The 12,048-nt window shown below is 71.3% G+C and carries 10 protein-coding genes and 1 pseudogene; 7 read left to right on the top strand and 4 right to left on the bottom strand.

The window, feature by feature from the left end:
- Nucleotides 1-2 precede the first annotated feature (2 nt).
- Complete coding sequence (locus tag D7V93_RS05665; RefSeq protein ID WP_120642392.1) at nt 3-1,598, top strand: class I adenylate-forming enzyme family protein; 1,596 nt, start codon at nt 3-5, stop codon at nt 1,596-1,598.
- A 2-nt stretch (nt 1,599-1,600) separates the two neighbouring features.
- Complete coding sequence (nadE, locus tag D7V93_RS05660; protein ID WP_120642391.1) at nt 1,601-2,596, top strand: NAD(+) synthase; 996 nt, start codon at nt 1,601-1,603, stop codon at nt 2,594-2,596.
- A 7-nt stretch (nt 2,597-2,603) separates the two neighbouring features.
- Here the strand turns inward: nadE and D7V93_RS05655 are convergent, their stop codons facing one another.
- On the bottom strand, nt 2,604-3,656 hold the full coding sequence (locus D7V93_RS05655; protein WP_120642390.1) for a lipase secretion chaperone: 1,053 nt from the start codon (nt 3,654-3,656) through the stop codon (nt 2,604-2,606).
- Nucleotides 3,657-3,674: 18 nt separating this feature from the next.
- Nucleotides 3,675-4,601, bottom strand: coding sequence for an esterase/lipase family protein (locus tag D7V93_RS05650; protein WP_120642389.1), 927 nt, complete (start codon nt 4,599-4,601; stop codon nt 3,675-3,677).
- Nucleotides 4,602-4,877: 276 nt separating this feature from the next.
- Here D7V93_RS05650 and D7V93_RS05645 point away from each other — a divergent pair, with 276 nt between their 5' ends.
- Nucleotides 4,878-5,663 carry a hypothetical protein gene (locus D7V93_RS05645; protein WP_120642388.1) on the top strand — a complete coding sequence of 262 codons (786 nt, stop codon included), beginning with the start codon at nt 4,878-4,880 and terminating at the stop codon, nt 5,661-5,663.
- Between the two features lie 9 nt (nt 5,664-5,672).
- Here D7V93_RS05645 and D7V93_RS05640 read toward each other — a convergent pair whose 3' ends face one another.
- A complete protein-coding gene (locus D7V93_RS05640; protein ID WP_120642387.1) occupies nt 5,673-6,428 on the bottom strand; it encodes a PALP domain-containing protein in 756 nt (251 codons plus the stop codon).
- A gap of 136 nt (nt 6,429-6,564) precedes the next feature.
- On the opposite strand from D7V93_RS05640, the gene lplA reads away from it, so the two are divergent.
- On the top strand, nt 6,565-7,593 hold the full coding sequence (gene lplA, locus D7V93_RS05635) for a lipoate--protein ligase (protein WP_120642386.1): 1,029 nt from the start codon (nt 6,565-6,567) through the stop codon (nt 7,591-7,593).
- A 19-nt stretch (nt 7,594-7,612) separates the two neighbouring features.
- On the opposite strand, the gene D7V93_RS05630 is transcribed toward lplA, so the two are convergent.
- Nucleotides 7,613-9,034, bottom strand: coding sequence for a YXWGXW repeat-containing protein (locus tag D7V93_RS05630; RefSeq protein ID WP_120642385.1), 1,422 nt, complete (start codon nt 9,032-9,034; stop codon nt 7,613-7,615).
- A gap of 119 nt (nt 9,035-9,153) precedes the next feature.
- Between D7V93_RS05630 and D7V93_RS05625 the strand changes: the two genes are divergently transcribed.
- The 3 genes and pseudogenes from D7V93_RS05625 to D7V93_RS05615 all read left to right on the top strand — a co-directional run.
- On the top strand, nt 9,154-10,983 hold the full coding sequence (locus D7V93_RS05625; RefSeq protein ID WP_120642384.1) for a sensor histidine kinase: 1,830 nt from the start codon (nt 9,154-9,156) through the stop codon (nt 10,981-10,983).
- A complete protein-coding gene (locus D7V93_RS05620) occupies nt 10,980-11,702 on the top strand; it encodes a response regulator transcription factor (RefSeq protein ID WP_120642383.1) in 723 nt (240 codons plus the stop codon). Before D7V93_RS05625 ends, D7V93_RS05620 begins: the two co-directional genes overlap by 4 nt.
- Nucleotides 11,703-11,818: 116 nt before the next feature.
- Nucleotides 11,819-12,048, top strand: a pseudogene (locus D7V93_RS05615) (energy transducer TonB); the annotation flags it as partial.

Below are 12,048 nucleotides of genomic sequence, written 5' to 3'. Positions count from 1 at the left end.
GCATGAGCCCGACGGCGGACACCGCGCCCGCGTGGGTGCGTGCCCATGCGAAGGCGACGCCGGACGTACCGGCGGTGGACTCTCCCTGGGGGCGAATCACCTACGGCCAGCTCGAATCACGGATGCTGGCGCTCGCGGGACACCTGCGGGACGCGGGGGTCGGACCGGGGACGCGCGTCCTCATCGCCCTGCCCCTCGGTTGCGCCGCGGCCGTGGCGGGACTCGCGGTGCAGGCGCTGGGCGCATGCGCCGTGGAGCTGGACCGGGAGACCGGCGCGGAGTCGCTGGACGGCATCCTCGCGCAGACGGGTGCGCGGCATGCGGTCCTTTTCGGCCAGGACGCCCGGCGCTGGACGGGCCGCGCCTCGCTCACCCACTGCTTCGTGGTGCACAGCTCCCGCCCCCCGGAACGTCTGCGCGCCCTGCTCGCGCCCGCGACGTGCACGTGGGTGCAGGAGGACGGTGCGGTGGATCCCGACGTCGCGTCGGAGCCGCTCACCGCCCTGCCCGCGTGGGCTCCGGACGCGCCCGCCTCCATCGTCTACACGTCCGGCAGCACGGGCACGCCCCGGGGCGTCATCCAGACGTTCGCCAACATCGCCGCGAACACGCGCTCCATCGTGGAGTACCTGGGCCTCACCTCGCGCGACCGCGCCATGCTCATCCTCCCCCTGCACTACTGCTACGGGAAGAGCGTGCTCCAGACGCACCTGCTCGCGGGCGGCTCCGTGTTCCTGGATCCTCGCTTCATGTACCCGCAGGTGGTGCTGGAGGCCATGGCCACCGAGGCCTGCACCGGTTTCGCGGGCGTGCCGCTGACCTTCGAGCTGCTGCGCCGCCAGGCGGCCCCGGACTCCCTCGCGAAGCTCACGCTGCGCTACCTCACCCAGGCCGGCGGCGGCATGTCCCCGGACACCGTGCGCTGGACGCGCGAGGCCTTCCACCCGGCGGAGCTGTTCGTCATGTACGGACAGACGGAGGCCACCGCGCGGCTGAGCTACCTTCCGCCCGCGCGCGCCACCGACAAGGCGGGCTCCATCGGCCAGGGCATCCCCGGTGTGACGCTGGCGGTGGTCGCGGACGACGGGACGCCGCTGCCCGACGGCGAGGTGGGGCAGCTCGTCGCCCGGGGCGCGAACGTGACGCCCGGCTACCTGGGCGCCCCCGAGGAGACCGCCGCCATCCTTCATGACGGCTGGCTGTGGACCGGCGACCTCGCGTGGCGCGACGCGGACGGCTTCTTCTTCCTCGTGGGGCGCGCGAAGGAGATCCTCAAGGTGGGCGGCCACCGCGTGAGTCCCGCGGAGATGGAGCACGTGCTCGCGCGCCACCCGGCCGTGCTGGAGGTCGCCGTGGTGGGCGTGCCGGACGACCTGGGCGGCGAGGCCGCGTGCGCGGCGGTGGTGCTCCAACCGGACGCCGCGCCGAAGGAGGACGACCTGCGCCGCTTCTGCCGCGAAGCACTGCCCGCCCACAAGGTGCCGCGCCACGTGCTGTTCGTCGAAGCGCTCCCGCGCGGGCCCACCGGCAAGGTGCTCAAGGCCGAGCTGCGCACGCGCGTGCTGTCTTCCCTTTCTTCTCCTGAATCGAGGTCGTGACGATGAAGTTCTCCAAGCAGGTGCTGGAACTGGACTGGGAGGCCAAGGCCGCGTCGCTGTCGGCCGGGCTGAAGGAGGCGGTGCTCAAGAAGCTGCGCAAGCGCGGCCTGGTGGTCGCCGTGTCGGGCGGCATCGACTCCGCGTGCGTGGCGGCGCTGGCGGTGCGCGCGCTGGGGCCGGACCGCGTCTTCGGGCTCCTCTTGCCGGAGCGTGACTCCAGCGGCCTGTCCTCGCAGCTGGGCCGCGAGCTCTGCGAGAAGCTGGGCATCCAGTACACGCTGCACGACATCGCGCCCGTGCTGGACGCCGCCGGGTGCTACACGCAGCGCGACGCGGCGGTGCGCTCCGTGTTCCCCGACTTCCAGCCGGACATGAAGTGGAAGATCGTCATGCACGGCGACCGGTTGAACACGGACGCCCTCAACGTCTTCTACGTGGTGGTGCAGGTGGACGGGCAGGAGCAGCGCTTCCGCCTCACGCCCCAGGCCTACGTGCAGGTCGTCGCGGCCACGAACTTCAAGCAGCGCGTGCGCAAGATGATGGAGTACTTCCACGCGGACCGGCTGAACTTCGCCGCCTCCGGCACGCCCAACCGGCTGGAGTATGATCAGGGCTTCTTCGTGAAGCTGGGCGACGGCGCCGCGGACGTGAAGCCCATCGCCAGCCTCTACAAGACGCAGACGTACAAGCTGGCGCGGCACCTGGGCGTCATCGACGGCATCCTCAACCGCGAGCCCACCACGGACACCTTCAGCCTGGAGCAGTCGCAGGAGGACTTCTACTTCTCCGTGCACTACTCGCAGCTCGACCTCATCCTCTGGGCGAAGAACCACGGCGTGTCGCCCGAGGAGGTCTCCAGCGAGATGGGGCTCACGCCCCAGCAGGTGCAGCGCGTCTTCGACGACATCGACCAGAAGCGCCGCACCACCGCGTACCTCCACGCGGCGCCGCTGCTGCTCGAAGAGGTCTCCGAGCTGAAGCCGTTCAAGATCTCCTGAAGCGGCCTCACCCGCCTCCGGAGGCCGCGTTGATGGCATCCGCGGCCTCCACCCGGAGGCGCTCCTCCGGGGTGAAGGAGTCGATGAGCAGCCGCTGCACCGCGGCCTGACGCGCGGCCGGATCCGCCTGGGTGCGGCCCAGCGCCTCGCGCTTCGCGCGGAAGTCCTCCAGCCGCTGCTTCCATTGGGCGCGCTCGCGGTCCAGCGTCTCCAGCCGCTCGGTGGCCTCCGGCCCCACGGTGGAGAGCCGGTGCTGGTGCAGGTCCTCCGCCGTCGCGCCCGCCGCCAGCAGCTCCTGCTCCACGGCTCGCTGGCGCAGCGGGCGCACGGCCTCCTCGCGGCCCTGGCGCACGTCCGGGGAAAGCCGCTCCTCCAGCGCGGCGATGCGGCGCTCGCGCTCCTCGGGCGTCAGCGACGCGTCCTTCTGCAACTTCAGCCGCTCCACGGCCACCGCGTCCACCGCCTCCTCCTCGCCGAACATGCCCTCCGCGCTGCCGCCCAGGTGTTCGCGGCGCAGCTTGCGCAAGGCCTCCAGGCGCTCGGCGGTGTCCAGCGTGGCGGCCGACTGCGACGACCCCAGCGACCGGGCCGCGTCCAGGTAGGCCAGGTAGTCATCCAGCACCTGCACGGCCTCGTCCAGGGCGGCCGGGGGCAACTTCTTGCCCCGCAGCGCCGCGAGGATGCGCTCGCGGATGAGCGACGGGGACTCCTCGCCCGTCGCGGACAGGTAGTAGTTGAAGAACCGGCGCAGGTCCGCGTTCGGCACCAGGTGTCCGGAGGCGTCCACGAAGACGGCGCCGTCCTCCTCCGTGTCCTGGAGCGAGGTCGGCAGCGGAGGCAGCGCGGAGCCGGCGGACGGCTGCGTCGGGCCGCCCGCCACGCCGGGCACGGGGGCGTTAGCGGGCATCGCGCCCGGGCCCGGGGCCCGCGCGACGGAGACAGAAGACGGGGGGACAGCGGGTCCGGGCGCGTCCTCCGCCCGGACCTTCCACCACGAGAAGACGCCGGCACCCAGGAGGGCGCACAGCGCGACCACGAGAATGACGGCGCGGCTCTTCATGGCGGGGCGCTCCGGGGATTACAGGCCGGCGTTCTTCAGCCGGTTCGCCTGGCTGCGGAAGACGGACTTCGGATCCGTGAAGAACGCGGTGATGCCGAGCACCTGGTTCACCTCGTCCAGGTGGTTCATGTCGTAGTTGTCACGCAGCACCGTGCCAAAGTGCGAGCTGCAGCGGCCCACGAGGCCGTCGTTCGACTCGCCGTAGAAGAACGACGACAGCTTCATCGCGTAGTCGGACGCGTCGAGCACGTTGGTGAAGGGGTCGGTGCCGGACCAGGAGTAGTAGCGCTGGCCCTGCGTGCCCGTCGCCGCGCCGCTGCCGCAGGAGGTGGTGGGGATACCCGCGGGGAACTTCGCGGTGAACGCGGAGGTGCCCGTCTTCGTCAGCGCGCCCAGGGCGCCAATCGCGTTCTGCGGCTGGGTGTGGCCCGACAGCAGGCCCAGCACCAGGCCCAGGTTGCTGGCGAAGTAGCCCAGCACGCTCTCCGTGAACGAGCCGCCCGAGATGCGCGCGCGCAGGTAGTCCGCCAGCTCCGCGCCCTTGTGCGGCGTGCCCACCGTCGTCACCGACGCGACCAGGTCCGGCCGCACCGCCGCCACGTAGCGCACGTCCAGGCCGCCGTGGCTGTGGCCGATGAGGTTCACCTTCGCGGCGCCAGTGCGCGCGAGCACGTCCTGCACCTGCGCGAGCAGCGCCTCACCGCGCGCCTCGCTCGTGTTGAACTGCGGAACGTGCGTGATGTAGACGCGCGCGCCGCCCGACTTCAGGTTGGACTCGATGCCGTAGAAGTAGTCCAGCACGCCAAACAGCGAATCAAAGCCCGCCATGCCATGCGCCAGCACGATGGGGTACTTCGTCTGCGTGTACGTATCCGCGCGGGCAGGCTGCGCCCAGAGGGCAAGAACGGCGACGGTCAGAACGAGGGTCCGGACGGCGTTTCGCATACAGGCTCCTGGTGGGAGGGCGGGCAACCAGGGGATTGACCCGCGAATCAGCCCATAAAGCGAGACACCGAGAAAAAGCAAGTCAACGTCCGATTTAACCGAAAAGCATGTCAGCCCAGGGTCGGGCCCGACGCCGCGGATTGTCCACTTCCACCCGGCGACGCCTTGCGTCAAGAATTGAGACGCATTGCGCAATGCGCCTTCAACGCATCGCATCATACCGCAACGTCCCGCGTCGTGCTGGCATCATGCGGGCCATCCCCAGAGGAGAGCACCATGGATGCCGCCGCCTTTCAGGCCTTCACCACGGAATTGACGCGCAGGGTTGACGCGGACGGTCGGTTCCGGGGGCTGGTGGCGCTGGGGTCGATGGCGGCGCGGGACTACCTGCCGGATGACTTCAGCGACCACGACTTCTTCGTCGTCGTGGAGCCCGAACACGCTGAAACATTGAGACATGAACGCGGTTGGTTGCCACGCGCGGAGCACATCGCGATGGCCTTCCGTGAGACAGCGCATGGCGTGAAGGTGGTGTACCGGGACGGGCACCTGCTGGAGTTCGCGGTGTTCACGCTGGAGGAGCTGTCCTTCGCGCGCGTCAATCGCTACCGCGTGTTGTTGGACCGGGGCGGCGTGGAGGCGCGGTTGGACGAGCAGGCCCGAATCACTTCGCAGGAGCTCCAGCGCACGGCGCCGGACGATGCGTGGCTGTTCGGCCAATGGCTCACACAGGTGCTGGTGGGGCTGGGGCGCCACACGCGGGGCGAGGTGCTGAGCGGGCGCGCGAGGCTCGACGAAGCGGTGCGCCTGTTCTGCCTGCTCCTGGCCCGCCATGTCCCCGCCCCTGAGGCGTCGCTGCTGGACGGGTTGGATCCGGTGCGGCGCGTGGAGCGGGTGTATCCGGCGACGGGCGGTGAGCTGGCCCGCGCCCTGGAGGGCGACTCGCCGGGGCTCGCGCGTGCGCTCCTGCGGCTCGCCGGGCGCGAGCTGGCCCACGTGCCTGCCTTCCCGCGCGAAGGGGTGGCCGCGGTGGAGGCGCGGCTCCAGGCCCTGCACGGCTAGGGGCTTCCGTCAGGCCCTTGCGACGGGGGCCGGTTCGCGGGCGTTGTGCGCGATGACCAGCACCTGCTCCGGGTGGTCCTGTCTCCGGGCCCAGTCCAGCAGCGCGGTGAAGCAGTCCGACGCGGGCGCCGCCGTGTCCAGCGGGATGCGCTGGTGGTGCGCGAAGAACAGGTCCTCCGGCCCCAGGTTCTGGCCCTCCCACGTGCGCCAGCCGGGCAGCGGCTGACCGGGCGCGGGCTGGAGGCCCGTGACGGCGAAGCCTCCGGTGGAGAACACGCGCGTCAGGCCCACCAGCGTCGCGCCCGTACCGAAGCCGCACACCACCCGCCGCACCAGCGGGAAGCGCTCGCGCACGTGCGCCCGCAGGCTCGAGGCCCAGGACTCCACGCACGCCACCAGCGCGGTGTTGGAGAGCTGCCGGGGCCAGCACCAGCCTTCGCGCTCGTACGCCTGCGCCTGCTCCCACAGCTTCGCGAGCGAGTCCGCGTGGCGCACCTCGCCCTGGAAGCCGTGGGCCCGCAGGTAGGCCTCCCCCGCGCGGTCCGTCAGCGCCACCGTGGGCAGGCCCCGCTCGCGGCCCAGGACGTCCAGGGCCAACGCGCTGGAGGCGCCGGACAGCTCCACCAGGCCGCGCGAGCCCGGCGGCATCGCGGCCAGGTAGCGGGCGAAGGTGAGGTACTTGAGGCTGCCGGACGGGAGCGCCCCACCCCACAGCACCACCGGCCCGTCCGCCCGGGGGCGTGACAGGGAAAACGAATGACGCATGGTCGGCCCTCCCGGCGCGTCACCGCCCCGCGCCCCGCCGGGAACCGAGTGTCCGGGGCGGCTTCCGGGAGCGCCATCACCCCCGGGCCCCGGCGGATGTCCCGTGGTGGACGGCCCGCGGCTATGCTCCGGGCCCATGTCTCAAGCGCCGCGCGTCCGCATCCTCCTGTCGGAGACCTACAACCCCTGGTTCAACCTCGCGACCGAGGACTGGATCTTCCGCGAGCTGGACCCCAGCGCGCAGACGCTCTTCCTGTGGCGCAACGACAACACGGTCGTCATCGGCCGCAACCAGAACCCCTGGTCCGAGTGCAACCTGACGCGCATGGAGGAGGACAAGGTCTTCCTCGCGCGGCGCACGAGCGGCGGCGGCGCGGTGTTCCACGACCTGGGCAACACCTGCTTCACCTTCCTGTCCGCCAAGGAGGGCTACAACAAGACGGCCAACATCACGATCCTGCTGGATGCGCTGTCGCGGCTGGGCGTGAAGGCCCAGGCGTCCGGACGCAACGACCTGGTGATTCCGCTGGAGGACGGGCCCCGGAAGATCAGCGGCAGCGCGTACCGCGAGACGAAGGACCGCGCCTTCCACCACGGCACGTTCCTCATTGGCGCGAACCTCACGCGGCTGTCCAACTACCTCACGCCGCACCCGAAGAAGCTGGAGTCCAAGGGCAGCGCGTCGGTGCGCTCGCGGGTGATGAACATCCGCGACCTCCAGGCGGAGGCGTCGCACGAGTCGCTGGTGAAGGCGATGATGGGCGCGTTCTGCGACTTCCACGGCGCGACCGCGGAGCCGGAGGTGCTGGAGCATTCGTTCCTCGAAAGCCAGCCGTCGCTCAAGCGCACCTTCGAGCACTTCTCGTCGTGGGACTGGCGCTTCGGCAACGCGCCCCGCTTCAACCACCAGATGGTGGAGTACCTGTCCTGGGGCTTCTTCGAGGTCCACGTCGACGCGGAGAACGGACACATCACGCGCGCACAGGTCTTCTCGGATGCGCTCTACCCGGACCTCGTGCAGGACCTGCAGGCCGCGCTGGTCGGCAAGCCCTACAGCCGCGAAGGGATGCAGCAGGCCGTGGGGGCCATCCGCTCCCGCCATGAGGCGCAGGAGCGGGAGCTGGGTGAACTGGAAGCGTGGTTGATGGGCCAGGTCGAGGTCTGACCCGGCCCCTCAAGCTGCTTCAGCGGTGACCACCACCGCCGTGGCCGCCACCCCAACCGCCGTTGCCGCCGCCGTGGCTGCCACCGCTCGAGCGCCCCCCGCCGCCGGAGGAGCGCCCGCCGCCGGAGCCGCCGCCGCCCCAACCGCTGGAGCCGCCACCCGAAGGACGTGCACCGCTCGTCTGGCGGACGCCGCCGGAGCCGCCGCCCCAACCGCTGGAGCCGCCACCGCTCGACTGGGGGTGGCCGCTGGAGCTGCCACCGCCCGAAGGACGCCCACCGGAACCGCCACCCCAGCCGCTGGAGCCGCCACCGCTGGACTCATGGTGGCCGCTGGAGCTGCCGCCGCCCGAAGGACGCCCACCGCCAGAGCTGCCGCCGCCCCAACCGCCGCTCGACTCATGGCGACCGCCGGAGCTGCCGCCGCCCGAAGGACGCCCACCGCCAGAGCTGCCGCCGCCCCAACCGCCGCTCGACTCGTGGCGGCCGCCGGAGCTGCCGCCGCCCCAACCGCCGCTCGACTCGCGGGAGCCGCCGGGACGACCGTTGCCCCTGCCACCGTTCGACGGGGAGTAACGCGAACCGGGTGACGCCTGATGCGAGCGGGGCCCGTAGTAATTGGACCGCCCGTACCCGTAGGAGCTCGACCGGTGGTAGTAGCCCGGACGATAGCGGTGGTGGCCGTAGCCGTAGTAGCGCCACGACACGCCCGGATACCGGTACCAGGTGCGCAGGAACGGATTCGGGCGGCCGAAGGAGAAGGCGATGCTCGCGTGGCGGTACACGGGGACGATGACGCGGACCGAGCCGTGCATCGTCCAACCTCCGCCGACGAACACGTAGGAAGGCCCGCGGCGGATCCACCGCGGCGACACGAACACGAACCCCGGACGCGGCGGCTCCATCCAGGAGCCCTCGACCCACTCGTAGCCGTTGACGCCCCAGTACCAGTAGCCCGGGGCCCACGTGTAGGCGGGGGCCGGCGCGGGAGGAGGCGCTTCGACGCGCAGGGGCGGCGGCGCCTGGGTGGCCGTCACGTCCTCGCTGGCGACCTCCACCGGGATCTCCACCTCGTCGGAGCCCTGCTTCGCCCAGCCGCCGGACACCCAGCGCCACATGTCGCCGTCCTGGGCCCAGTAGCCGTTGACGTACTGGTAGCCCGGCATGCGCTCCACCCAGCCGCCGGACTTGAACTGCCACTGGTCGCCGTCCCAGTACCAATGGCCGGACGTCCACACCGCGCCGGCGAAGGGCCGGGCGCTCGGCGTCTCGGCGGGCATGTCCGGGGGGGCGGTCGGCGCGATGGGCCCGGAGTCGTCCTCGTTGGACTGCTGGACGTACGCATCATCTCCCCAGTCATCGGCGGCGACCGGCGCGGTCTGCGCGGACGCCCCCTGGGAGGCCAGGCCGACAATCAAACAGACCAACCATCGAGAACTCATGACTTCGTCTCCGATCTCCAGACCCCGGAGGGGACGCGGGCCTCCCCCTATTTATTCATCCTCCAGGCCCGGAGCCGTACTCCCTTCCACCCTGACTGCTAGAGTCCGGAGCGACGCGAATGCTGCGCCGACTCCTCCCCACATTGCTGGCCCTGGGTTGTGGACTGCTGGCCCTCGGCTGGGGGCTGGTGACGCTCCAGCGCATCTTCACCCAGGAGCGTGAGGACGCCCGCGCCCAGGTGCGCTCCCGGCGCGAGGCCCTGGAGCTGCTCGCGGCGGAGGCCCTGCGCACCGCGCTCGCCCAGCGGCTCAAGGATCAGCTGCCCGCCCTGAACGCGGCCATGGGAGACCCGCTCCTGCCCGCCGAGGGCTACTACCTGTTCTTCCGGGGCCACCAGTTCCTGCCCCGCGTGGACTGGCCCCAGGACGGCGCCGAGACCCCCGCGATGGCCACCTACGAGCAGCTGACCCGGGCGCTCGAGGAGGGCCCCGTTCCCGCGCCCTGGCAGGAGCGGCTGGCGCGACTGCGCGAGGTGGAGGCGACCCTGGCCGCCCGACACGAGTCCCGCACGAACGCGGCAGTGGACGCGCTGCTGCGCTACCACGCGGAGCATCCGCTGCCGGCCTACCAGGAGCTGCCCTTCATGCTGCTGGTGGTGGAGCGCCTGCGACAGGGGGACTTGACCCCGCCCCTGATCCGAGCGCTGGTGCGCGAAGGGCTGCCGGAGGAGCTGGGCGGCATGGCCCGGGGCGCGGGCCTGCAACGGGACCTGCTGCGCGCGCGGACGCGGCTCACCCGCGCGGACTTCGACTTCCTCCAGGCGCGCATCGTGGCGCTGAGCCAGGAGCTGTCGGAGCCCACCGACGCCTTCCAGGCCCGCGTGCAGGAGGCTGGAGCCGGAGCGCTGGTGATGCCCGATGTCCTGGAGGGGCCGTCCCTCCTGGGCGAGCAGTGGTACGTGGAGCCGGGGACCGAACAGGTGCGCGGGCTCTCCGTGGACGTGCAGGCGCTGCTCGCGGGCCTGACGAAGGACCTGCGCGCACGGGACCTCATCACGAAGGACAGCCTGGTGCGGCTGCGGCCCGCGGGCGTGGTGCGGCACCTCTCCGACCCGGGGCTGGAAGTCGCCATGCCCGGGTGGGCCGCGGCGGAGGCGGACATCGAGGCGAGGTACGGACTGAAGACGCTGCTGGTGGCGGCGTGCGGCGCGCTCGCGTCGGCCATCGCGGCGCTGGCGGTGGTGGCCCAGCAGCGCAAGTACCGCTTCGTGGAGCTCAAGAGCGACTTCGTCTCCACCGTCTCGCATGAGCTGCGCACGCCGCTGGCCTCCATCCGCCTGCTGGGCGAGACGCTGGAGCGGAGGCTGGGAAACAACCCCGAGGCCGGGGACTACCCCACCCGCATCGTGCGCGCGGCGGAGGGGCTCCACTTCCTCGTGGAGAACATCCTGTCCTTCAACCGCATCGACAAGGGGCGCTGGGCGCTGAGGCCCTCGCGCGTGCGGCTGGAGGAGGCGGTGGGCACGCTGCGCGACGACCTGCTGGACGCCGTCACGGTGCCGGTGGAGCTGCGCTCGGAGGTGGACGACGTGGAGCTGGACGCGGACGCGTCGCTCGTGCGGATGCTGTTCGCCAACCTGGGGCGCAACGCGTGCCTCTACAACCAGCGCAGCCCTGTGGTGCTCACCGTGCGCGCGTACCCGCAGCCGGGCTTCGGCGTCACGGTGCTCTTCAGCGACAACGGCATGGGCATCCCGCCGGAGGAATGGGAGCGCGTCTTCGACGACTTCTACCGGCTGACGACGTCGGGCCCGGAGGTGCACGGAAGTGGCCTGGGGCTGGCGCTGTGCCGCAGAATCATGGGGCTGCACCAGGGCAGCATCCAGATCGCCTCCTCCAGCCCGGAGGGCACCACCTTCGCCCTGACCTTCTCCGAGCCGCGCCGATGACGACGACGACGCCCCCCTCCACCCGCCCCTCCATCCTCATCGTCGAGGACGACGCCAACCTGCGCCTGGGCCTGCGCGACAACCTGCGCGACGAGGGCTACGACGTGACGGACGCCCCGTCCGCGAAGGAGGCCGGGCCGCACCTGCAGCAGCGCGCGTTTGATCTGCTCATCCTGGACGTGATGCTGCCGGGCGAGGACGGCTACAGCTTCTGCCGCAGGCTGCGCTCGGAGGGCGTCAAGAGCATGGTGCTGATGCTCACCGCGCGCTCGCTGGAGGACGACCTGGTGCGCGGCTTCGAGGCCGGCGCGCAGGACTACCTCACCAAGCCGTACCGCCTGCGCGAGCTGCTCGCGCGCGTGCGGGCGCTGGTGCGCAGGGCCGGCACGGCGCCGCCGCAGGTGATGACCTTCGGCGCCTTCGCGCTGGACCTGGGCCGGCGCGCGGTGCTGCGCGCGGACGGCAGCGAGGTGGACCTGACGCGCACGGAGTTCGACCTGCTGGCCTTCCTCCTGCGCCACCGCGACCGCGCCCTGCCCCGGGGAGAGATTTTGGATGCGGTGTGGGGCCGCGACGTCATCGTGGATCCGCGCACGGTGGACAACTTCGTGTCGAACCTGAAGAAGAAGCTCGGGTGGACGAGCATCTCCGGCTTCACCATCCACACCCTGCGCGGCGTGGGCTACCGCATGGAAGTCCCGGGTGCCGGCCCGTCATGACGAAACCATGACGAAGGCATGGAGCCCCGGCCGCCCTTCGTGGGTGGCGACTCCGTAGGTTGCTTCTTGTGGGGACAGGACGCCTGGAGCGTCCTCCCTGAACAGGAGGCGGGCAGATGTTTGAGTCGGTCATCGAACAGCGAGGGTTGCGCTCGGGACGGTTCGGCACGGGTGCATGGGTCTCCATCGGTGTGCACGCGGGGCTGCTGGGGCTGGTGGTCTTCATCTCCGGCCGCCCGCCGGAGACCGTCGAGCTGCCGGACCCCGTGGTGGTCTTCCGCCAGCCCGCCATCCGCAAGGGCGTGAAGCAGGCCACGCAGCCGAATCAGGTCGCCACCACCACCCC

The organism is Corallococcus llansteffanensis, from assembly GCF_003612055.1.
Classification (GTDB): Bacteria; Myxococcota; Myxococcia; order Myxococcales; family Myxococcaceae; genus Corallococcus; species Corallococcus llansteffanensis.
This window is presented reverse-complemented; position numbering and strand designations above follow the sequence as displayed.

Coding starts and splice junctions, on each gene's coding strand:
- D7V93_RS05665 (WP_120642392.1), top strand. CDS start 3: ATGAGCCCGACGGCGGACACCGCGCCCGCGTGGGTGCGTGCCCATGCG.
- nadE (WP_120642391.1), top strand. CDS start 1,601: ATGAAGTTCTCCAAGCAGGTGCTGGAACTGGACTGGGAGGCCAAGGCC.
- D7V93_RS05655 (WP_120642390.1), bottom strand. CDS start 3,656: ATGAAGAGCCGCGCCGTCATTCTCGTGGTCGCGCTGTGCGCCCTCCTG.
- D7V93_RS05650 (WP_120642389.1), bottom strand. CDS start 4,601: ATGCGAAACGCCGTCCGGACCCTCGTTCTGACCGTCGCCGTTCTTGCC.
- D7V93_RS05645 (WP_120642388.1), top strand. CDS start 4,878: ATGGATGCCGCCGCCTTTCAGGCCTTCACCACGGAATTGACGCGCAGG.
- D7V93_RS05640 (WP_120642387.1), bottom strand. CDS start 6,428: ATGCGTCATTCGTTTTCCCTGTCACGCCCCCGGGCGGACGGGCCGGTG.
- lplA (WP_120642386.1), top strand. CDS start 6,565: ATGTCTCAAGCGCCGCGCGTCCGCATCCTCCTGTCGGAGACCTACAAC.
- D7V93_RS05630 (WP_120642385.1), bottom strand. CDS start 9,034: ATGAGTTCTCGATGGTTGGTCTGTTTGATTGTCGGCCTGGCCTCCCAG.
- D7V93_RS05625 (WP_120642384.1), top strand. CDS start 9,154: ATGCTGCGCCGACTCCTCCCCACATTGCTGGCCCTGGGTTGTGGACTG.
- D7V93_RS05620 (WP_120642383.1), top strand. CDS start 10,980: ATGACGACGACGACGCCCCCCTCCACCCGCCCCTCCATCCTCATCGTC.